Annotated in this window: 19 protein-coding genes and 1 pseudogene; 10 read left to right on the top strand and 10 right to left on the bottom strand. The window is 67.9% G+C overall.

The window, feature by feature from the left end:
• Positions 1-74: 74 nt before the first annotated feature.
• Positions 75-2,192 (top strand): TonB-dependent receptor family protein, encoded by a 2,118-nt coding sequence (locus IG194_RS26675; RefSeq protein ID WP_082996359.1) that lies wholly within the window; start codon positions 75-77, stop codon positions 2,190-2,192.
• A 37-nt stretch (positions 2,193-2,229) separates the two neighbouring features.
• Here IG194_RS26675 and IG194_RS26680 read toward each other — a convergent pair whose 3' ends face one another.
• Together IG194_RS26680 and IG194_RS26685 are read right to left on the bottom strand one after the other, a co-directional pair.
• The gene (locus IG194_RS26680) at positions 2,230-2,790 is read right to left on the bottom strand and encodes a TetR/AcrR family transcriptional regulator (protein ID WP_058489244.1); all 561 of its coding nucleotides are present in this window, start codon (positions 2,788-2,790) and stop codon (positions 2,230-2,232) included.
• Between the two features lie 112 nt (positions 2,791-2,902).
• A complete protein-coding gene (locus tag IG194_RS26685; RefSeq protein ID WP_058489245.1) occupies positions 2,903-4,087 on the bottom strand; it encodes an acetyl-CoA C-acyltransferase family protein in 1,185 nt (394 codons plus the stop codon).
• A 101-nt stretch (positions 4,088-4,188) separates the two neighbouring features.
• Between IG194_RS26685 and IG194_RS26690 the strand changes: the two genes are divergently transcribed.
• Both IG194_RS26690 and IG194_RS26695 read left to right on the top strand, forming a co-directional pair.
• Positions 4,189-5,247 (top strand): AraC family transcriptional regulator, encoded by a 1,059-nt coding sequence (locus IG194_RS26690; protein ID WP_051878287.1) that lies wholly within the window; start codon positions 4,189-4,191, stop codon positions 5,245-5,247.
• A 423-nt stretch (positions 5,248-5,670) separates the two neighbouring features.
• A pseudogene (locus IG194_RS26695) lies at positions 5,671-6,516 on the top strand (AraC family transcriptional regulator ligand-binding domain-containing protein); the annotation flags it as partial.
• Between the two features lie 245 nt (positions 6,517-6,761).
• Here IG194_RS26695 and catA read toward each other — a convergent pair.
• Together catA and IG194_RS26705 are read right to left on the bottom strand one after the other, a co-directional pair.
• A complete protein-coding gene (catA, locus tag IG194_RS26700) occupies positions 6,762-7,685 on the bottom strand; it encodes a catechol 1,2-dioxygenase (protein ID WP_058489246.1) in 924 nt (307 codons plus the stop codon).
• Between the two features lie 170 nt (positions 7,686-7,855).
• Positions 7,856-9,553, bottom strand: coding sequence for a sigma-54-dependent Fis family transcriptional regulator (locus IG194_RS26705; protein WP_009619650.1), 1,698 nt, complete (start codon positions 9,551-9,553; stop codon positions 7,856-7,858).
• 383 nt (positions 9,554-9,936) lie between these two features.
• On the opposite strand from IG194_RS26705, the gene IG194_RS26710 reads away from it, so the two are divergent.
• From IG194_RS26710 to IG194_RS26740, 7 genes are all read left to right on the top strand, one after another.
• Positions 9,937-10,188: a phenol hydroxylase subunit gene (locus tag IG194_RS26710; protein ID WP_009619653.1), complete on the top strand. Its 252-nt coding sequence runs from the start codon at positions 9,937-9,939 to the stop codon at positions 10,186-10,188.
• A 49-nt stretch (positions 10,189-10,237) separates the two neighbouring features.
• Positions 10,238-11,233 (top strand): aromatic/alkene monooxygenase hydroxylase subunit beta, encoded by a 996-nt coding sequence (locus IG194_RS26715; protein ID WP_058489247.1) that lies wholly within the window; start codon positions 10,238-10,240, stop codon positions 11,231-11,233.
• A complete protein-coding gene (locus IG194_RS26720) occupies positions 11,230-11,499 on the top strand; it encodes an MmoB/DmpM family protein (protein ID WP_009619657.1) in 270 nt (89 codons plus the stop codon). The genes IG194_RS26715 and IG194_RS26720 overlap by 4 nt, the downstream gene beginning before the upstream one ends.
• A gap of 34 nt (positions 11,500-11,533) precedes the next feature.
• Positions 11,534-13,033 carry an aromatic/alkene/methane monooxygenase hydroxylase/oxygenase subunit alpha gene (locus IG194_RS26725; protein ID WP_009619659.1) on the top strand — a complete coding sequence of 500 codons (1,500 nt, stop codon included), beginning with the start codon at positions 11,534-11,536 and terminating at the stop codon, positions 13,031-13,033.
• Positions 13,034-13,089: 56 nt separating this feature from the next.
• Positions 13,090-13,449 (top strand): phenol hydroxylase subunit P4, encoded by a 360-nt coding sequence (locus IG194_RS26730; protein ID WP_058489763.1) that lies wholly within the window; start codon positions 13,090-13,092, stop codon positions 13,447-13,449.
• Positions 13,450-13,459: 10 nt separating this feature from the next.
• Positions 13,460-14,521 (top strand): NADH:ubiquinone reductase (Na(+)-transporting) subunit F, encoded by a 1,062-nt coding sequence (locus IG194_RS26735; RefSeq protein ID WP_009619663.1) that lies wholly within the window; start codon positions 13,460-13,462, stop codon positions 14,519-14,521.
• Between the two features lie 78 nt (positions 14,522-14,599).
• Complete coding sequence (locus IG194_RS26740) at positions 14,600-15,499, top strand: transporter (protein ID WP_009619665.1); 900 nt, start codon at positions 14,600-14,602, stop codon at positions 15,497-15,499.
• A gap of 18 nt (positions 15,500-15,517) precedes the next feature.
• On the opposite strand, the gene IG194_RS26745 is transcribed toward IG194_RS26740, so the two are convergent.
• The 6 genes from IG194_RS26745 to IG194_RS26770 form a co-directional block, all read right to left on the bottom strand.
• A complete protein-coding gene (locus IG194_RS26745; protein ID WP_009619666.1) occupies positions 15,518-15,895 on the bottom strand; it encodes an NUDIX hydrolase in 378 nt (125 codons plus the stop codon).
• A gap of 402 nt (positions 15,896-16,297) precedes the next feature.
• The gene (locus tag IG194_RS26750) at positions 16,298-17,914 is read right to left on the bottom strand and encodes a gamma-glutamyltransferase family protein (RefSeq protein WP_058489248.1); all 1,617 of its coding nucleotides are present in this window, start codon (positions 17,912-17,914) and stop codon (positions 16,298-16,300) included.
• Positions 17,915-17,930: 16 nt separating this feature from the next.
• A complete protein-coding gene (locus IG194_RS26755) occupies positions 17,931-18,710 on the bottom strand; it encodes an amino acid ABC transporter ATP-binding protein (protein WP_043318903.1) in 780 nt (259 codons plus the stop codon).
• A 1-nt stretch (position 18,711) separates the two neighbouring features.
• Positions 18,712-19,482, bottom strand: a complete 771-nt coding sequence (locus tag IG194_RS26760) for an amino acid ABC transporter permease (RefSeq protein WP_058489249.1) — start codon at positions 19,480-19,482, stop codon at positions 18,712-18,714.
• Positions 19,483-19,498: 16 nt separating this feature from the next.
• Positions 19,499-20,308 carry an ABC transporter substrate-binding protein gene (locus IG194_RS26765; protein WP_058489250.1) on the bottom strand — a complete coding sequence of 270 codons (810 nt, stop codon included), beginning with the start codon at positions 20,306-20,308 and terminating at the stop codon, positions 19,499-19,501.
• Positions 20,309-20,368: 60 nt separating this feature from the next.
• A complete protein-coding gene (locus IG194_RS26770) occupies positions 20,369-21,037 on the bottom strand; it encodes a GntR family transcriptional regulator (RefSeq protein WP_058489251.1) in 669 nt (222 codons plus the stop codon).
• Between the last annotated feature and the right edge of the window lie 530 nt (positions 21,038-21,567).

Here is a 21,567-nt window from a genome sequence, read left to right on the forward strand (position 1 = left end):
TGCGAAAGCGCTGTCGAGCACGACTATGCGCATAGAGGCTCGCCCACTCATTGGAGGACCTAAGGAGCCTTGCCGTGCATTCGAAAAAACCTATAACCCGTACAACCCGCGCCGGCCTGGGGGGCCGGCTGCTGAGCCTCGGCGCCGGCCTGTGCCTGGCCGGCGGCCCGCTGTGGGCGGCCCAGCCGGAGGATGGCGATACCCGCCTGGCCACCGTGGTGGTGGAGGGCGCCGCCCGCAGCGAGGCGCAGAAGGCCGAGGAGCGCTTGAAGAAGGTGCCCGGCGCGGCCGTGGTGGTGGACAACAAGGCAGTGGAGAAGGGCCGCGCGACCAACGCCGAGGACGTGTTCGCGCTGCAGCCGGGGATTTTCGCCCAGGCCACCAGCGGCAGCGGGGCGAACAAGATTTCCATCCGCGGCTCGGGCCTGAACACCTTCTACCAGGGCTACGCGCTGGGCATCAGATACCTGTTCGACGGCCTGCCCATCACCGGCCCGGGCGGCACCCAGGAAGACTACCTGAGCATGAACGGCATCGATCACACCGAGGTGCTCTACGGTGCCAACGCCTTCGACTACGCGGCCACCAGCCTGGGCGGCGCCATCAACTTCGTCACCCACAGCGGCTACACCGCGCCGGGCAACTACCTGCGCCTGGAGGCCGGCAGCTTCGGCTACCGCAAGCAGCAGCTGAGCACCGGCGGGGTGGTGGACGACAGCGACTACTACGTGTCGATCTTCCACAACGAACGCGACGGCTACCAGCACGACACCCCGAACAAGGGCCAGGAACTGGTGGCCAACCTCGGCCACCGCTTCAACGAGCGCCTGGATACCCGGCTGATCGTGCGCTACCGCGAGGAGACGCTGACCCAGGGCAACACCCTGACCCGCGCGCAGATCAAGCACGACTCCAATTCCAACAAGGTGCCCATCGGGCGCAAGAAGGACGGCTCCACCTGGGTCGGCAGCACCACCACCTACCGCTTCGACGACGACTCGCGGCTGCAGGTGGGCCTGAGCGTCAACGACTACCCGCTGCTCAACGGCTGGCGTTACTCGGCCACGCCGCAGGACTGGCGCTCCACCGACACCAACCTGACGCTGCGCTACCTGCGCAGCCGGGACCGCCTGTTCGGCCTGCCCAGCGACACCACCCTGACCTTCAGCAGCACCCGCTCGCAGTTCGCCGACGTGAAGTCCCACAGCCGCGCCACCGGCCAGTTGCTGCAGCACACCGACTACACCGGCTCGCGGGATACCGTGTTCGCCTTCGGCAACGAGCTGCAGCTGGACCCGCGCCTGTGGCTGGTGAGCGGGCTCTCGGCGATCAACATCGACCGCGACGTGAGCATCGAGTACAGCACCAGCGCCAACACCAGCGAGTTCCCCAGCGCGGTCAGCTACAACAAGTGGTACGCCGCGCCGCGCATCGGCCTGCGCTACCAGCTGACGCCGGACATCCAGCTGTTCGGCAACGCCAGCCGCTCCATCGACCCGCCGGTGACCTGGCAACTGGGCAGCACCGGCGTGCCCTACATCCGCCCGCTCACCCCGCAGAAGGCCGACACCCTGGAGGTGGGCATCCGCGGCAGCGTCGGGGTGGTGGACGGCAGCCTGACGCTGTACCGCTCCTGGGTGAAGGACGAACTGCTCTCGGTGGTGGTGCGCCAGGCCACCGCCACGGCGGATGCGCTGGTGGCCAACTCCAACGCCAGCCCGACCATCCACCAGGGCATCGAGGCGGGGCTGGGCATCCAGCTCTGGGAAGGCGCCAACGGCGACCGCCTGGACCTGCGCCAGGCCTGGACGCTGAACGACTTCCACTACCGCGGCGACAGCACCTTCGGCGACAACGAACTGCCCAGCCTGCCGCGCCAGGTGTACCAGGCGCAGCTGAACTACCAGCGGCACGACGGCTACTACGCCGAGCTCAACGCGCGGGCGGCCTCCAGCTACTACGTGGACTACGCCAACAGCCTGGGCGCGCCTTCGTACACGCTGTGGGGCGCCAAGCTGGGCTACCAGGCGCCGGGCCGGCGCTGGGAGGTGTTCCTCGACCTGCGCAACCTGACCAACGAGCACTACGCCACCGCGGCCAACACCGCCTACGACGCCAAGGGCCGGGACTCGGCCAACTTCTACCCGGGCGATCCGTTCAACGTCACCGCCGGGGTGGCCGTGCGCTTCTGAGCCGCCGCGGGGCCGGCGCCGTGCCGGCCCCGCCGCTTCAGGCGCCCGGCGCCAGCGCGGCGGTCAGCGAGCGCAGCAGGGCGGCGCAGCGCTGCTGCCGGTCCAGCGGGTAGCGGGCCAGCCACAGGGGCAGGTGCTCGAACAGTTCCAGGGTGGGCTGGCAGGCCTGGCCGGGGCTGGCGTAGCCGGCGGCGCCCAGCAGCGCATCGAGTTTCTGGCCGAGCTGCCGGCGCAGCCGTTCGACGCATTGGCGCTGTTCGTCGTTGAGGCAGCCGGCGTCGCGGGTGGCCAGCTGGAAGTGCAGGGGATTGCTTTCGTACAACGCCACCAGGCCCTCGACCACCCGCTGCAGGGCGGCCTTGGGGCAGCCGCGCAGCCGGCGCTGGTCGAACAGCGAAAGCAGCGCCAGGTAGTGTTCCTCGATGAACTCCAGCAGCAGCTCTTCCTTGCTCGCGCAATGGCTGTAGAGCGAGCCCGCGGTCAGCTCCAGGTGGCGCGCCAGTTCGCGCAGGCTGACCTGGGCGAAGCCGCGCCGGGCGAAGAGCTCCAGGGCCTTGGGGCGGTTGCGCGCGAAACGCGAGCCGGGGGAGGCGGTCATCTGGGCACCTGTGCGTCGGGTCGGGCTGTCGCCGGGAAGGCGCGCCGAAAGGGCGGCCGGCCGCGGCGCGCCCGTTTCGTGGGTTGGGCGCCTCCGGGGCCGGCCGGCCCGATCAGACGCGTTCGAAGATCACGGCGATGCCCTGGCCGCCGCCGATGCACATGGTGGCCAGTGCGTAGCGGCCCTGGATGCGCTGCAGCTCGTGGATGGCCTTGGTGGCGATGATCGCGCCGGAGGCGCCGATGGGGTGGCCCAGGGAGATGCCGGAGCCGTTGGGGTTGACCTTCTGCGGGTCGAAGCCCAGCTCGCGGCTGACCGCGCAGGCCTGGGCGGCGAAGGCCTCGTTGGACTCGATCACGTCCAGGTCGGCCACGCTCAGGCCGGCGCGCTGCAGGGCCAGGCGGGTGGCCGGGATCGGGCCGAGGCCCATCAGGGTGGGCTCGACGCCGGCGTGGGCATAGGCCACCACCCGCGCGATGGGTTGCAGGCTCTCGCTCTTCACCGCCTCGGCGCTGGCCAGCAGCAGGGCGCTGGCGCCGTCGTTCAGGCCCGAGGCGTTGCCGGCGGTGACGCTGCCGTCCTCGAGGAAGGCCGGTTTCATCTTGGCCAGTTGCTCGAGGCTGGCCTCGGCGCGCACGTGCTCGTCCACCTCGAACAGGCTGGTGCCTTTGCGGCCGCGGATCTCCACCGGCACGATCTGCCCGGCGAAACGCCCTTCGGCGATGGCGCGGGCGGCGCGCTGCTGGCTCTGCAGGGCCAGGGCATCCTGGTCCTGGCGGGTGATGCCGTGCTGCTTGGCGATGTTCTCGGCGGTGATGCCCATGTGGATGCCGTGCAGCGGGTCCTGCAGGGCGCCGAGCATGTAGTCGAGCATCTTCACGTCGCCCATGCGCGCGCCCCAGCGGGCGCTGGGCACCAGGTAGCCGGACTGGCTCATGCACTCGGCGCCGCCGGCGATGGCGATGCGCGAGTCGCCCAGCATCAGGCCCTGGGCGGCGCTGACGATGGCCTGCAGGCCCGAGCCGCACAGGCGGTTGACGGTGAAGGCCGGGGCCTCCTTGGGAATGCCCGCCTGCAGCGCCGCTACGCGGCTGATGTAGGCGTCCTTGGGCGTGGTGGGGATGACGTGGCCGAACACCACGTGCTCGACGCGCTGCGCGTCGCAGTTGGCGCGGGCCAGCGCGGCCTGGGTGACCAGGGTGGCGAGCTGGGCGGGCGGGGTGTCCTTGAGGGTGCCGCCGAAGGTACCGATGGCGGTGCGCACCGCGCTGACGACGAAGACTTCTGGTCTGTGCATGGGAAGGGCTCCTGGCAGAATGGCGAGCAGTCTAGAAGGCGATGCGGCGGCGTCCTATGCCAGAATTGCGCAGCCCCGGCTGACGAATTTGGACATATCGGATGATGAAACCCGCCCTGGGCCCCGAGGAACGGACGGCCACCCCGCGCCGGCGCGACTCGGTGGCGGCCTATTTCGTGAAGGCCGCGCTGCACCGCCTGGCCGACCGCCCGCAGCGCGCCGCCGAGCTGCTGGCGCAGGCCGGCATCGAGCCGCACTGGCTGGACGAGCCGCTGCACCGGGTGCCGGCGGAGGCGGTGACGCGCCTGTGGCTGCTGCTCACCGAGGAGCTGGGCGACGAGTTCTTCGCCTTCGATTCCGCCGGCCTGCCGCGCGGCGCCTTCGCCATGGTCTGCCGCAGCGTGCTGCACGAGCCGGACCTGGGCCGCGCCCTGCGCCAGTGCCTGGCCGGCTTCAACCTGTTCCTGCGTGACATCCGCGCGCACCTGGAGCTGCGCGGCAACCGTGCGGCCATCGTGCTGCACACGCGCATCGACGACGCCACCCTGCGCTGCGTCGCCGAGGAAATCTACCTGAGCATGGTCATCGGCGTGGCCTGCTGGCTGGTGGGGCGGCGCATCAACCCCGACCGCGCCCGCTTCGGCCACCCGCAGCCGCCCCACGGCGCCGAGCCGCTGCTGTGGGGGCCGTGGATCCGCTTCGACGCCGACCACACCGAGCTGGAGTTCAACGCCCAGCAACTGGCGCTGCCGGTGATCCGCAACTTCGCCAGCCTCAAGCAGTTCCTGCGCCAGGCCCCGGAGGGCGTGGTGGTGCGCTTCCGCAACCGTTCCGGGTTGTCGGCCAAGGTCTACCGCCGCCTGAAGGCCGGCGGCGACCTGGACTGGCCATCCCAGGCGCAGATGGCCGCGCAGCTGGCACTGAGCGAATCGGCCTTCCGCCGCCAGTTGGAGCGCGAGGGTTTTTCCTACCAGATGATCAAGCACGAGGTGCGCCGGGCGCTGGCCTTCGAGTGCCTGGATGATGCCAGCCTGAGCATCGCCGAGATCGCCGCGCGCTGCGGCTTCCAGGAGCCCAGCGCGTTCCACCGCGCCTTCCGCCAGTGGACCGGCATGAGCCCCGGACGCTACCGCGCGGCCCGCGCCCAGGGCGGGGATTGAGCGGCCAGGGAGTGTATTGGGCCCCGCCCTGAGGCGGCGGGGCCTGCCCGTGAATCGCGCGCAGGGCGCGCTCCTACATGGGGAGGGTGCGGGTGGGGTGGATAACGCTTGGAGTGTTATGCGCCCTACGGACTGTCTTGCCGGCTGTGCTCAGCCCCGTAGGATGGGTTGAGCGAAGCGATACCCATCACCCCGGCCACATGGTTTTCGCAAGCTCAACCCATCCTACGAAAAGCACCTCGGCGCAGCCGGCAAGACGGTTGCTCCTACGACCGCGATGCTTGGGGTGTTATGCACCCAACATGGCTGCGTTGAGCCAGGGAGCTTCGTGATTCCGCATCATGCCGAACGGTTCCCTCTCCCGCTTGCGGGGGAGGGTTAGGGAGGGGGTGCGGAGTTAGGGTTGGCAGAGGTGCGGCGAGCAGCGCCCTGGCCCTGGCCGGCAACCTGCAGGAGGCGCTGGACCTGCTGCTGCAGCACCGCGCGCGCTTCTGCCCGCTGCTGGCGCCGCGCCTGCTGCTGGAGGAGCGCTACGCCTGCCTGTACTGGGTGGACGCCTGCGGCCTGGGCGGCACCCGGCGCTTCCTGGTGGAGAGCAGCATGACGGCCGTCACCGCGCTGTGCCGCTGGCTGGCCGGCGAGCACCTGCCCTGGCGCTACCTGTTCGCCCATGCCCAGCCGGGCTACCTGGAGCAGTACCAGGCGCACCTGGGTCTGCAACTGCAGTTCGACAGCCATGTGGACGCCATGCTGATCCCCCGCGAATACCTGGTGAAACCCTGGCCACGGGCCGCCGCCACCGCAGGCCAGGCGGCCCGGCGCGACGCCCAGCGCGAACGCCAGGCGCTGGGCCTGCGCGAGGGCTTCCTCGAACACCTGTACCTCCTGCTGCAACGCGAGGCCCACGACCCGCTGAGCCTGGAGCAACTGGCCGCCCGCCTGGGCATGAGCCCGGCCACCTGCAAGCGCAAGCTGCAGAAGCACCACACGCACTTCCAGGCCCTGCACGACGAAGTGCGCAAGCATGTCGCCCTGTACCTGTACCTGTACCTGTACCTGTACCTGTACCTGTACCTGTACCTGTACCTGTACCTGTACCTGTACCTGTACCTGTACCTGTACCTGTACTGGTCACGCGGCTATGGCAACGACGAGGTGGCGCAGTACCTGCGCTTCACCGACACCACCAACTTCCGCCGCTCGTTCAAGCGCTGGACGGGGGTGGTGCCCAGCGCGATCCGTGGGCTGCAGCCGGACGGCTTCTCGTAGGAGCGAGCACCCCGGCGCGGCCGGCAAGACCGTTGCTCAATACATCCCAGCTACCTGTAGCGGGGCCTGCCCGCGATTTCGCACGCAGGGCTCGCTCCTGCAGGGGCACGGTGCGGGTGGGACGGCCGGTGCCCGGTCGAGCAGGGGCGATGGGCGCCTCGGCGCTGTCGGCAGTTGTCCCTCCGGGAAATGCCGTACCTCAAGGTGCGCGCCGTGCCTTGCCCGGCAATGGGTACGAAGGAGCCCTACGCGCCCTGGACCTGCAGGGCGCGTGGGCGTTGGCTGCGTCGCTCATCGGTGGCTTCGCTGGCGGGCTGCAACTGGAAGTCGAAGACGACCTCGGCGCAACGGCCTGCGATGCCGTGGGCATTCTCGACGAAGTTGACCTCGCCGATCAGCCCGTCGCGGGTGGCGTAGGCGAAGTCGTCCCACAGGTACCGGTCGCCGGCCAGGTTGATCTGGGTGGTCAGGTGGCGATGGCCGGGCGCCGAGATGAAGAAGTGGATGTGCGCCGGGCGCTGGCCGTGGCGGCCGAGCTGGTCCAGGCATTGCTGGGTCGGGCCGTCGGCCGGGCAGCCGTAGCCGCTGGGCACGATGCTGCGGACGCGGTAGCAGCCCTGGGCGTCGGTGCGGATACGCCGGCGCAGGTTGTACTCGGCCTGGCTCGGGTCGAAGTAGGAGTAAAGGCCCTTGGTGTTGGCGTGCCACACGTCGACGGTGGCGCCGGCGATGGGCTGGCCGCGCAGGTCCAGCACGCGGCCGGCCAGGAACATCGGGATGCCGGCGTCGCTGCCGTCGTCCATGCGCGCCTCGCCTTCGCTGAGCGGGGCGCCGGCCACGTACAGCGGGCCCTCGATGGTGCGCGGGGTACCGCCGGTCCTGCCGGCTTCGGCGTCGCGGGCATCGCTGAGCAGGTCGAGGAAATGCTCGATGCCAAGGCCCGCCACCAGCAGGCCGGCTTCGCCGCGGTTGCCCAGGCGGTTGAGGTAGTCGACGGCGGTCCAGAATTCGTCGTCGGTGATTTCCAGGTCTTCGACGAGCCTGGCGGTGTCCTGCAGGATGCGCAGCACGATTTGTTTCAGGCGTGGGTTGCCCTGTTCGTTGCGCAGGCCGGCGGCCTCTTCGAAGAAGGTCTGGATTTCGGCAGTCCGGGAAATCTTCACGGTCATGGGGTTCACCTTGTTGGTCTTGTCGTCAGGTACCGCGAAGGTGGCTGAGCAAAGACGGTGCCAATCTTTCAACTTGTTGATATAAAAGGAGTTCTGTTTTTTCTGGACGGCGAAAGGGGCAGGCCGGTCGAGCATTTGGTGAAGTGCCCGGTCGGCCTTCGTCCAAATGCTCAAGCCCGCCCGGGGGCGCCTTCGCCCGGCGACTTCTTCAGCCGGTAGGCCAGCGCCGGGCGGGTCATGCCCAGCAGGCGAGCGGCCTCGGAGACATTCTGCTGGCTGCGGGCCATGGCTTCCTGCATCAGTGCTTCCTCCAGCGCGTCGAGGCCGATGCCGCTGTCGATGATCTGCCCGACCCACGGCGCCTGCCCGGCGCTGGCCACCAGGCGCCCGTCGCTGGCCAGGCCGATGCTCTCGGCTTCCGGCGGGGCGTGGGGGAAGAGGGCGTCCAGGCCGATGCTCTGGTTCTCGTCGGTGATGATCACGCCGCGCTCCATGAGGTTCTCCAACTCGCGCACGTTGCCCGGCCAGTCGTACTGCAGGCAGGCCTGCAGGGCGCGGTCGCTGAGGCCGAGGGTCTTCTTGCCGTAGCTTTCGTGCAGGCGCGCGAGGAAGTGCTCGATCAGCAGCGGGATGTCTTCGCGGCGCTCGCGCAGGGCGGGGATGCGCACCGGGAACACGTTCAGCCGGTAGAACAGGTCGGCGCGGAAGCGGCCTTGCTTCACCGCCTGCTCCAGGTCCTCGTGGGTGGCGGCGATGACGCGCACGTCCACCTGGCGCGTGCGGCTGTCGCCGACGCGCTCCAGTTCCTCTTCCTGCAGCACCCGCAGCAGGCTGGCCTGCGCGCGCGGGGTCAGCTCGACGATCTCGTCGAGGAACAGGGTGCCGCCGTTGGCCCGCTCGAAGCGGCCCATGCGCGACTGCTGGGCGCCGGTGTAGGCGCCTTTCTCGACGCCGAACAGCTCGGCCTCGATCAGGTCCGGTGGGATGGTCGCGCAGTTCAGCGCCACGAAGGGGCTGCCGGCGCGTTCGCTGCGCAGGTGCAGGCTACGGGCGATGACTTCCTTGCCGGTGCCGGTCTCGCCCAGCAGCAGCACCGAGGCCTTGCCGGGGGCAACCTTGTCGATCAGCGCGCAGCAACGCTTGTAGGCCGGGGCCTGGCCGATGCCGTAGAACTGCCCGGCCTGCAGTTGCAGGCGCTGGCGCATGTTCGCCACCTGCACCTGCAGGGCCTGCAGTTCGTCGATGATGGGGTCGCTCTGGAAGTAGCGCAGGAAGTCGTTGGCGTCTTCCCATTGCTCCACCGGCTTGCCGACGATGCGGCACTGCGCACCGCCGCAGCCACGGCAGCTGACTTCCTTGTAGAGCACCTGGCGGCCGAGGAAGAACGAGCTGTAGCTGATCGCGTAGCCCAGCAGCATCCAGCACACCGGTTGCTCGGAGTGCAGGTTTTCGGCCTGGCAGTTCTCCACCTCGAAGCTGTCCTGCCATTCGATGTCGGCATAGAAATGGCCGCTGTCCAGGTCGATCTCCAACTGCAGCGGGCACACCTTGACCATGCCCTTGAGCGAATGCAGCTGCGGGCCGATGAAGAACATCTCCACCGGGTTGCCCTGCGGGCGCAGCTTGCGCGCCAGCTCGGCGTCCTTCAGCCCGGACTGGTAGCCCATGCGCAGGAAGAAGCCCTTGGCCCGCTCCACACCGAGCATCTCGATCAGCTCGCGGCGCATGCTGGCCATCATCGCTGCCTGGACCAGCAACATGCGCTGTTCGTCCAGCCAGACCTTGCCCTCGGTGCCGAGGAAGCGGACCCGCTCGGTAAGGTCCTTGAGCGCCGGAGCGGGGTCCGGCGCCTTGTATTGGGTAATCATCGATCGCGCCCCTGAATTGTCGTTGTACGGGGTGGTGGCGCGTCCCGCCCAGGCTGTGGCGGGGTGGCTCGCGCCGGCGACGCCGCCGCGGTTCAGGCAAGGCGGAGGGGCGTCGCTCTTTTTCCAAATCGCCTGAAGGGGCGGGAAAAGTCAATCCGGCCCGGCCTTCGCCATTTGCTGCAATGGCCCCCGCCGGCTTGAGCAAATGATCAATCGCAGTAGCCGTCCGGGCCAGGCTGCAACCCTTCGGCGGGCCTCTTCGCAAGTCGCGATATTTCTAAAAAAACCTTTTGTTTCAGTTGGTTAAATTTATTTTTCGAGCGTCTTCCACGGTCCTGGCACAGGCGTTGCTCAAGCCCCTTCGACGCCACCGGAGCCCGAGCATGAACGCCACCCCCTTCGACCAGATGCCCCGCTACGTGCGGGTTCGCAGCGAGCCGGACGCGGCCTTCGTCGAGTTCGACTTCGCCATCGGCTACCCGGACCTCTTCGTCGAGCTGGTGTTGCCGCGTGCGGCCTTCGCCAGCTTCTGCCGGAGCAACCGGGTGCATCACATGGACGCGCAGATGGCCGCCGCCATCGACGCCGACATGCAGAAATGGCGCTACGGCGAAAGCCGTGGCCAGGACGACTGACGCGCCTTCCGCTGCGTCGCCCCACAACAACAACTACGGGACGCCTTGCATGAGCATCGAGATCAAGACGGCCACGGTGGAGCCCATCCGCCAGACCTTCAGCCACACCCGCCGGCGCTTCGGCGACAAGCCGGCCAGCCGCTACCAGGAGGCCAGCTTCGACATCGAGGCGGCGACCAACTTCCACTACCGCCCGCTGTGGCAGCCGGACAAGCTGCTCAACGACCCCACCCGCACTGCCGTGCGCATGGCCGACTGGTACGCCGTCAGTGACCCGCGCCAGTACTACTACGGCGCCTACGTGCAGGCCCGGGCGCGGATGCAGGAGAACGCCGAGCACGACTTTGCCTTCTGCGAGAAGCGCGAACTGCTGGCCCAGCTGCCCGGGGAAAAGCGTGCGCTGATCGCCCAGCTTCTGCTGCCGCTGCGCCACGCCGAACTGGGCGCGAACATGAACAACAGCGGCATTGCCGCCGACGCCTTTGGCACCAGCGTCACCCAGATGCACATGTTCCAGGCCATGGACCGCCTGGCTATCGCCCAGTACCTGTCGCGTATCGGCCTGCTGCTGGAGGACGACGGCCTGGCGCTGCTGGCCGAGGCCAAGCGGTGCTGGCTGGACGAGCCGGCCTGGCAGGGCCTGCGCCGCTACGTGGAGGACACGCTGGTGGTACGCGATTGGTTCGAGTTGAGCCTGGCGCAGAACCTGGTCAGCGACGGCCTGCTGTATCCGCTGCTGTTCGAGCGTTTCGACGCCCAACTGGTGGCCGCCGGGGCGGGACAGGTGGGCATGCTCACCGAGTTCATGCGTCTGTGGTTCGCCGAGAGCCAGCGCTGGGTCGACGCGCTGGTGAAGACGGTGGTCGCCGAGAGCGACGCCAATCGCGCGCTGGTCGAGGGCTGGGTCGCCCACTGGCGCGAGCGCGCCTTGCCGGCCCTGGCGCCGCTGGCCGAGATCGGCCCCGGCCACGAGGCGCTGGACGCCGTCGACGGCGCCTTCGGCGCACGCCTGAAGAAACTCGGCCTCAGTGGAGCAGCAGCATGACTTCCCTCGTCTACATCGCCTTCCAGGACAACGACGCCGCCCGCTACATCGTCGAAGCCATCGTCCAGGACAACCCCCACGCCGAGGTCCAGCACCGGCCGGCGATGATCCGCGTGCAGGCCGAAGGCCGCCTGGACATCCACCGCGCCACGGTGGAGGAGAAGCTCGGTCGCGAGTGGGACGTGCAGGAAATGCTGATCGACGTGATCACCCTCGGTGGCAACGTCGAGGAGGACGAGGACCGCTTCGCCCTGCACTGGAACTGATCCGCACAACGACAAGAATCCGGAGAGAGCCGCCATGGCCGCCAAACGCCTGAACCAGAAAGACAAGTACCGCTGCCTGACCCGCGACCTGGGCTGGGAGCCGAGCTACCAGCGCAAGGAAGACATCTACCCCTACGAGCGCTTCGAGGGGATCAAGATCACCGACTGGGACAAGTGGGAGGACCCCTTCCGCCTGACCATGGACGCCTACTGGAAGTACCAGGCCGAGAAGGAGAAGAAGCTCTACGCCATCTTCGACGCCTTCGCCCAGAACAACGGCCACCAGAACATCTCCGACGCCCGCTACGTCAACGCCCTGAAGCTGTTCCTGTGCGGCGTCACGCCCCTGGAATACCAGGCCTACCAGGGCTTCGCGCGGGTCGGCCGGCACTTCGGCGGGGCAGGGGCGCGGGTCGCCTGCCAGATGCAGGCGATCGACGAGTTGCGCCACGTGCAGACCCAGGTGCACGCGATGAGCCACTACAACAAGCACTTCAACGGCCTGCACGACTTCGCCCACATGCACGACCGCGTGTGGTTCCTCTCAGTGCCCAAGTCGTTCTTCGAGGACGCCCGCACCGCCGGCCCGTTCGAGTTCCTCACGGCCATCTCGTTCTCCTTCGAGTACGTGCTGACCAACCTGCTGTTCGTGCCCTTCATGTCCGGCGCCGCCTACAACGGCGACATGGCCACGGTCACCTTCGGCTTCTCGGCGCAGTCCGACGAGGCGCGGCACATGACCCTGGGCCTGGAGGTGATCAAGTTCCTGCTGGAGCAGCACGAGGACAACGTGCCCATCGTCCAGCGCTGGATCGACAAGTGGTTCTGGCGCGGCTACCGCCTGCTGACCCTGGTCGGGATGATGATGGACTACATGCTGCCGAACAAAGTCATGTCCTGGGCCGAGGCCTGGGAGGTGTACTTCGAGCAGGCCGGCGGCGCGCTGTTCAAGGACCTGGAACGCTATGGCATCCGCCCGCCCAAATACGTCGAGCAGACCGCCATCGGCAAGGAGCACATCAGCCACCAGGCCTGGTCGATCTTCTACCAGTACAGCCAGGCCACCAACTTCCACACCTGGATACCCACCGACGAGGAGCTGGACTGGCTCTCGGCCAAGTACCCGGAGACCTTCGACAAGTACTACCGGCCGCGCTACGAGCACTGGCGCGAACTGCAGGCGCGCGGCGAGCGCTTCTACAACCCGACGCTGCCGATGCTCTGCCAGATCTGCCAGATCCCCCTGGCCTTCACCGAGCCGGACGACGCCACGCGCCTGAGCCACCGCAGCCTGGTGCACGGGGGCGAGCGCTATCACTTCTGCTCCGACGGCTGCTGCGACATCTTCGCCCATGAACCGGAGAAGTACGTGCAGGCCTGGCTGCCGGTGCACCAGATTCTCCAGGGCAACTGCGGCGGCGGCGACGTCGAGGCGGTGGTGCGCGACTACTACAACATCGCCCCCGGGCAGGACAACTTCGAGTACCAGGGCTCCCCCGAGCAACAGCGCTGGCAGGCGCAGAAAGCCGGTTGAAGCACAAGGCGGGCGCGCCCGCCGCGCCCCTCGACAAGAACAAGAGGAATACCACCATGTCCGTGACCGCCATCGGCACCTATATCTCCGAGCCCCTGGACCGCCAGGCCAATTTCCACGGCGCCCAACTGGTCTACCTGTGCTGGGAGCACCACCTGCTGTTCTGCGCGCCCTTCACCCTGCCGGTGGACCCGGCGCAGCCCTTCGCCGAGTTCGTCGAGCAGGTGGTCAAGCCGGCCATCGCCCTGCATCCGGACGCCGCCCGGGTGGACTTCGCCGCCGCCCAGTGGCGCCTGGACGATGCGCCTTTCGCACCCGACCCGGCCCGCGGCCTGGCCGCCAACGGCGTGGGCCACAAGAGCCTGCTGCACCTGCATACCCCGGGCCTGGAAGGCCTGGGCGGCAGCCGTAACTGAGGGCGCCGCCATGAGCTATCAAGTGACCATCGAACCCACCGGCGAGCAGATCGAGGTGGAGGAGGGCCAGACCATCCTCCAGGCCGCCCTGCGCCAGGGCGTGTGGCTGCCCTTCGCCTGCGGCCATGGCACCTGCGCCACCTGCAAATGCCAGGTACTGGAAGGCGAGGTGGACCTGGGCGCCGCCTCGTCCTTCGCGCTGATGGACATGGAGCGCGACGAGGGCAAGGTCCTGGCCTGCTGCGCCATTCCGCAGAGCGACTTGGTGATCGAGGCCGACATCGACGTCGACCCCGACTTTGCCGGCCACCCGGTGCGCGACTACCACGCGGTGGTCAGCCGCCTGGTGGACCTGTCGCCGACCATCAAGGGCGTGCACCTGAAGCTGGACCGGCCCATGGCCTTCCAGGCTGGGCAGTACGTCAACCTGCAACTGCCGGGCATTGAGGGCACCCGTGCCTTTTCCCTGGCCAATCCGCCGAGCCGCCCCGATGAGGTCGAGCTGCATGTGCGCCTGGTCGAGGGCGGCGCCGCCACCGGCTTCATCCACGACGGCCTGCGCGAGGGCGACGCGGTGGAAGTCTCCGGTCCCTACGGGCAGTTCTTCGTGCGCGGCTCCCAGGCCGGCGACCTGATCTTCATCGCCGGCGGCTCGGGACTGTCCAGCCCGCAATCGATGATCCTCGACCTGCTGGAGCAGGGCGATGCCCGGCGCATCACCCTGTTCCAGGGCGCGCGCACCCGCGCCGAGCTGTACAACCGCGAGCTGTTCGAGGAACTGGCCACGCGATACGCCAACTTCACCTATGTGCCGGCGCTCAGCCAGGCCGCCGAGGACGGCCAGTGGAGCGGCTTTCGCGGCTACGTCCACGACGCGGCGAAGAAGCACTTCGATGGTCGCTTCGGCGGCCACAAGGCCTACCTGTGCGGCCCGCCGCCGATGATCGACGCGGCCATCACCTGTCTGATGCAGGGCCGACTGTTCGAGCGCGACATCTTCATGGAGCGTTTCTACAGCGCCGCCGACGGTGCCGCCGAGGGCCAGCGCTCGGCCCTGTTCAAGCGCATCTGAAACCTTGCTGCCCGGCACCTCGCTCCTGCGCGGGGGCCGGGGTGCGCCCGACCGATAACAACAACAAAGGTTGCCCCGATGAAAAAGCCCCTTGCGTACCTGCTCCGCTTCGCCGCCTGCGCCCTGCTGTTCGGCGTCGCCAACCTGTCCCGCGCCACCGAGGGTGGCGGTACTTCCTACCCGTTGGGCGCGGAGAATTACATGTCCGGCGCCATGCCGCCGCCGGGCTTCTACGGCCAACTGTTCGTCAACCACTACGAGGCCGACAACCTTCGTGGCAACGACGGCCGCAAGCTGCCGGTGGACTTCCGCGTGCGCGCCAACGCCATCGTTCCCCGGCTGATCTGGGTGAGCGACTACAGCTTGCTCGGCGGCAGCTTCGCGCTGCACGCGATAGTCCCGCTGGTGGACCTGAAGGTCGACCTCAACGGCCAGTCGCAGCACAACCGCGGCCTGGGCGACATGATCTTCGGCCCGGCGCTGGGCTTCCATCACAGCGAGAAGTTACACAGCATCCTGGCCTTCGACATGATCGCCCCCACCGGCCGCTACGATAAGGACGACCTGGCCAACCCCGGGCGCAATTACTGGGTGTTCGAGCCGGTGTACGCGATGAGCTACGTCGACCCGAACGGGCCGAACCTGGATGCCAAGGTGATGTACGACTTTAACCGCAAGAACCCCGACACCGACTACCGCTCCGGGCAGGAATTCCACGTCGACTACGCGGTGGGCTGGGGCTTCGGCAACGGCTGGGTGGCCGGGGTGGGCGGCTACTATTACCGGCAGACCACCGATGACCGCCAGGACGGCGAGCGCATCGAGGACAACAAGGGCCGCAGCTTCGCCATCGGCCCGTCGCTGAAGTACAGCGGCAAGGACGGCTGGTTCGTCACCGCCAAGTGGTCGAAGGAAACCGACGTGCGCAACCGCGCCCAGGGTGACGCCTATTGGCTGAAACTGACGCTGCCATTCTGAGCGGAGGGGCCCGCCGCCTCACTGCGGCGGGCGCTGGCAGTCCTTGAGCAGGCGCTTGATGGCCTTGTTGACGTTGCGCTTGGCCAGTTCGTCCAGGGAGAACCAGCGGCAGTCGGCGATTTCGTTCTGCGGCTGGGGGTTCTGCGGCTCGGGCAGGGCCGTTTCGAACACGTAGTGGAGGGTCTGGTACAGCTCCAGCGGAGCGAGGTAGGCCATGGCCTCCACCTGCAGGCCGGTTTCTTCGGCCAGCTCGCGCTGGGCCGCCTGGCGCGGCGCCTCGTTGGCCTCGATGCGGCCACCGGGCAGGTTCCATTTGCGCCGGGCCTTGCGCACGAAAAGGATCTTGTCGTCCTGACGGCAGATCACTGTCGCCCGTTCCTTGATCGCACTACCCATGGGCACCCCCTGATACTGCTTGCCACATACATCTGTAATAGCAGACAACGCTTGTCATGAATTTGTCACAAAAAATAAGCAAGAACGACGCCAGCCGGCGCGGCGCGCAGGATACGCAGGGGAGAAGGCAGCGTTCCATTTGAAACCGCTGATTCGGGTAATGGAAATTTCTGATCGGTCGGCGGGGGATGGGCGGTTTTGGGGCGCGGTGTTCCGGCTTGCGCCGAGGTGCCTTTCGTAGGATGGGTTGAGCTTGCGAAACCCATGCGGTCCCGGTGATGGGTATCGCTTCGCTCAACCCATCCTACGGGAATGACCGAGCGCCGGCCTTGCCGGCGAAATCGCGGATAAATCCGCTTACATGGGAATGGCATGGCGCGTAGGAGCGGACTCCGTCCGCGATCAGCACACCGCGATATGCGAATCCGCCCGCGGTTCGGTGCCGCCGCAGAGCACGCCGGTCTGCGGGTCGCGGACGATGATCTGGCCGCGGCCGTAGTCGGTCAGGTCGCAGGCCACTTCCACCTCGTGGCCGCGGCGGGCCAGGGCGAAGGCGAGGTCGCGCGGGGCGCCCTGTTCTATGCCCACCTTCATCCCGCCCAACCACTGCCAGCGTGGGGCGTCCAGCGCGGCTTGCGGGTTGAGGCCGAAGTCCACCAGGTTCATCACCACTTGCACGTGGCCCTGGGGCTGCATGTAGCCGCCCATCACGCCGAAGGGGCCGACCGCCACGCCGTCCTTGCTGAGGAAGCCGGGGATGATGGTGTGGAAGGTCTGCTTGCCCGGGGCCAGGGCGTTGGCGTGGCCGGGGTCGAGGCTGAATTCCGAGCCGCGGTTCTGCAGGGCGATGCCGCTGTCGGGCAGCACCACGCCGGAGCCGAAGCCGTGGTAGGCGCTCTGGATGAAGGAGACCATGTTGCCTTCGCCGTCGGCGGTGGCGATGTACACGGTGCCGCTGGCGTGCGGGTCGCCGTGTTGCGGCGCCTGGGCGCGCTCGCCGATCTCGGCGCGGCGGCGCGCGGCGTAGTCTTCGCTCAGCAGGGCGCTGGCGGCCACGCGCATGTGCTCGGGGTCGGTGATGTAGTGCAGGCCGTCGGCGTAGGCCTTCTTCATCGCTTCCAGCTGGCGGTGCCAGGTGAGTTGGCTGTCGCGCTGGTCGAAGTCGAAGCCCTGGAGGATGTTCAGCGTCATCAGGGCGATCAGACCCTGGCCGCTGGGCGGGATTTCCCAGACGTCGTAGCCGCGGTAGTTGGTCTTGATCGGCTCGACCCATTTCGGCCGGTAGCCGGCCAGGTCCGCCGCGCCCAGGTGGCCGCCGCTGGCCGCGGAGTGCGCCGCCAGGCGCTGGGCGATGGCGCCGCGGTAGAAGCTCTCGCACTTGGTCTCGGCCAGTTCGGCCAGCGTCCGCGCCTGGTCCGGGTTGCGGAACAGCTGGCCGGCGCGCGGCGCTTCGCCGTCGAGGGTGAAGGTGTCGAACCAGGCTTGCAGCACCGGCTCAGCGGCGCGGCTGGCCTGGTATTCGCGGCGGGCGATTTCCCACTGGTGGGCCACCACCGGCGACACCGGGAAGCCGTCGCGGGCCAGGGCGATGGCCGGTTGCAGCAAATCGGCGAAGGGCAGCTTGCCGAAGCGCGCGGACAGCTCGGCCCAGGCCGAGGGTATGCCCGGCACCGTGACCGGCAGCCAGCCGTGCACCGGCATCTTCCCGTGGCCGGCGGCCTTCACCGCGTCGATGGACAGCGAGGCCGGTGCGTGGCCGCTGGCGTCCAGGCCGTGCAACTGGTCCTTGACCCAGACCAGGGCGAAGGCGTCGCCGCCGATGGCGCAGCCGGTGGGCTCGACCACCGTCAGCGCCGCCGCGGTGGCGATGGCCGCGTCGATGGCGTTGCCGCCGGCGCGCAGCATGGCGATGCCGGCCTCGGCGGCCAGCGGCTGCGAGGCGGCGACCATGCCGTTGCGGGCGAAGACGCTCTGGCGCTGGGAGGCGTAGGGGTATTCGTGGGCGGAGAAACGCAGCATGGAGGGCGTCCTTGAATCAGAGTACGCGGCTGAGGAATTCCCGCGTGCGCGGGTGATGGGGGTTGCCGAACACCTGGGCCGGAGGGCCTTCTTCGATGAGTTCGCCCTGGTGCAGCACCACCACGCGGTCGGCCACTTCGCGGGCGAAGCCCATCTCGTGGGTGACCACCACCATGGTCATGCCTTCCTCGGCCAGCTCCTTCATCACCTGCAGCACTTCGCCCACGGTTTCCGGGTCCAGCGCGCTGGTGGGTTCGTCGAAGAGCATCGCCTGGGGCTTCATCGCCAGGGCGCGGGCGATGGCCACGCGCTGCTGCTGGCCGCCGGAGAGCTGCGCCGGGTAGTGCTCGGCCTTGTCTGCCAGGCGCACCCGGGCGAGCAGGCGGCGCGCCTGTTCGAGGGCTTCGCCGCGGGGCACGCCGAGCACCTGCACCGGCGCCTCGATGATGTTCTCCAGCACCGTCATGTGCGGGAACAGGTTGAAGCGCTGGAACACCATGCCGATGTCGCGGCGGCGGCGGGCGATGTTGCTTTCCGAGTCGCGCACCAGCTTGCCGTCGGCGCGCTCGCGGTAGCCCATCAGCGCGCCGTTGACGCGGATGCTGCCGCCCTGGATGTCTTCCAGGTGGTTGATGCAGCGGATGAAGGTGGTCTTGCCCGAGCCGGAGGCGCCGATCAGCACCACCACCTCGCCGCGGTGCACGTCCAGGGACACGCCCTTGAGGATCTCCAGCTCGCCGAAGGCCTTGTGCACGTCGCGGGCCTGGATCACCACGTCTTTCGCGGTCGGGATCATCTCAGCGCCCCCTCAGCAGTTTCATGGCCTGCTGGCCGAACATCCGGCTCGGCGCCGCCGGGGCGTTGCCCTCGGACTTGCCGAAGCGTTTTTCCAGCCAGCGCTGGAAGAAGCCCCAGAGGGTGGTCAGCAGCAGGAAGTAGATGGCCACCACCAGGTACAGCTCGAACACGCGGAAGGTCGCCGAGGTGACCATCTGGGTGCTCAGCAGCAGTTCCTGCACGCCGATCACGCTGACCAGGGTGGTGTTCTTCAGCATCACGTTGAACTCGTTGCCCAGCGGCGGGACGATGACGCGGAAGGCCTGGGGCAGGACGATGCGCCGCATCAGCTTGGCGAAGGTCATGCCCAGGGACTTGCCGGCCTCGTACTGGCCCTTGTCCACCGCGCCTATGCCGGCGCGGATGATCTCGGCCATGTAGGCGCCCTCGTTGAGGCCCAGGGCGATGATCGCCGCCTGGATGTTGCCGGGCAGGACGAACAGCCCCAGGTCCAGGTCCTCGAAGCGGAACACCCCGCCGGCGGCCAGCGCCGTGTAGAGGAAGACGATCTGCACCAGCAGCGGGGTGCCGCGCATCAGCCACACGTAGAAGCGCACCGGGTATTGCAGCAGCGGGTTGGACGACAGCCGCATCAGCGCCGCCAGCAGCCCGAGCACGCAGCCCAGGAGCATGGCGCTGACGGCGATCACGCAGGTCAGCCAGAGCCCGTACAGGTAGATGTCGCTCGGCTTGAGCAGGTATTGCCAGAACACGTCCCAGCTGAAGTTCATGGTCGGTCACCTCGGCTCAGTCGAGCTTGTCGCCTTCGATGTGCCACTTGGCGAGCAGCGCCCGGTAGCTGCCGTCGGCCTGCATGTCCTGGATGATCTGCTGCACCGCCGCGCTGAGTTGCTTGTCTTCCTTGCGGATGCCCAGGCCGGTGAGGATGCGGGCGAAGGCCGGCACGCCGGTCTCGAACAGGTCGGGCGCCATGCCCTGGTAGTAGCCGGCGGTTTCCACGGTGGTGCCGTAGGCGTCGGCCTGCTGGATGCGCAGGGCCTGGAAGGCGTCGGTGTCGGTGTTGTAGACGATGACCTTCATCGGCGCCTTGCCGGCCTGCTTCAGCTTCTCGTTGTGGGCGTCGAGCAGGGTGCGGATGGTCGAGCCGTTGAGCACCGCGACCTTCTTCCCGGACAGGTCGTCGAGGGTGTGGATGCCCTTGGGGTTGCCCTTGGCGACCACCACAGCCTGGCTGGAGTACATGTAGTTGACCATGTCGATCACTTCGCGCCGCTCGGGCTTGTCGAACAGTTGGTCCACCAGCATGTCGCACTGCCGGGCCAGCAGCGCCGGGATCAGCCCGGAGAAGGGCGTCACCCGCCATTCGATCTTCTTGTCGCCCAGGCGCTTGGCGATGGCTTCGCCGAGGTCGACGGTGACCCCGGTGAGCTTCTGCGAGGCGTCGTAGAAGCCCATGGGCGGGGAGTCCATGCCGCCGCAGAAGACCACCTTGTCGGCGGTTTTCAGGCGGTCGGGGATTTTCACCGCGTCGGCGTGGGCCAGCGGGGCGGCCAGGCAGAGGGCGAGAAGGCACTGCGGGATCCTGCGTACGAACATGTTCAGCTCCAGTGGGCGAGGTTGCCGGGGCAGTTCAACGGGACAGGCGAAGCGCGGGTCTCAGGCGCCCTTTGCTTCGAGGAACTTCAGCAGCGAGGGCACCGTGCCCTCGATGTGCTCGCAGAGCACCCGCTCGGCTTCGCGGGCATCGCCGCTGCGCAGGGCGTCGAGGATCACCGCGTGCTCCTCGCGGGCGCTCATGGGCTTGTCGACGTGCTGCAGCCACAGGCGCATGTGCGGCTCGATCACCGAGTACAGGGCGTTGATCTGGCGCAGCAGGCGCGGTCGCCCGGCGAGGCTGCAGAGGTATTCGTGGAAGACGCGGTGGCGGCTGACCCACTCGGCGCTGTCGTCGCGGTAGTCGTCCATCTCGTCGAGCAGCCGCTCCAGGCGCGCCAGCTGGCGTTCGCCCAGCTTCGGCACGGCGAGGCGGATGGCCAGGCCTTCCAGGGCGCTGCGCATCTCGAAGACTTCGCGCATCTCCTCGATGTTCAGCCCGCTGACGATGGCGCCGCGGTTCGGCCGCAGCGTCACCAGGCCCTCGGCGGCCAGGCGGCGGAAGGCTTCGCGCACCGGCATGCGGCTCATGCCGATGTCGTTGGCGATGTCTTCGGCGATCAGGCGGTCGCCGGTGCGGTACTGGCCCTTGCAGATGGCGTCCAGCAGGTAGCTATAGGCCTCTTCCTCGGCGGTCACGGGTTGGCGGTCGTAGTTGGGTACCAGGCGCATGGGGTGCTCCTTTTGGATTTCTGTATCCAATTATCCATGAATGCAATTAAGCAGATGCCGTGCCAGGATCGATGATCGAGACACAAGCCGTTGATTCGCTGGCGATTTGGTTGGGATGGAGGAGGGCGGCGGGGTGCTGGATGGGCATCGAACGGTAACGTCCGGCGCTCGTCGTGCGTCATGTTGATGCACGGCGGGCACTTTTGTAACGCGGACGGACGTTCGTCAGGGCGGCGCCGGGGGATGTGCCGTGGCCGCGGCGGCGTGCGTCGATGCCTGGGTTGGCACTGTCAGCTCCGCTTCGCCCCGCGACAACCGGTCTCAGCCGAAAGAATGGTCGTGATGCCCATCCTTGACGCTTCGCTCGGCGCCTGGTCAGCTTGGCGCGGGCGTTTCGGGGGTGCTTGCTGGTTCGTTGGCGCTTGCAATTTGACAGCTGTGTTCCAAGCTAGGTCAGGGCATCGCTTTCTGTTAAGGTTCGCGGATTCGATGGCGCGCACAGCGCCGGATTCCACTCTAGTTATGCATGA

Origin of the sequence: Pseudomonas sp. ADPe, assembly GCF_014843515.1 — a bacterium.
In the GTDB taxonomy this organism is placed as follows: Bacteria; Pseudomonadota; Gammaproteobacteria; order Pseudomonadales; family Pseudomonadaceae; genus Pseudomonas; species Pseudomonas citronellolis.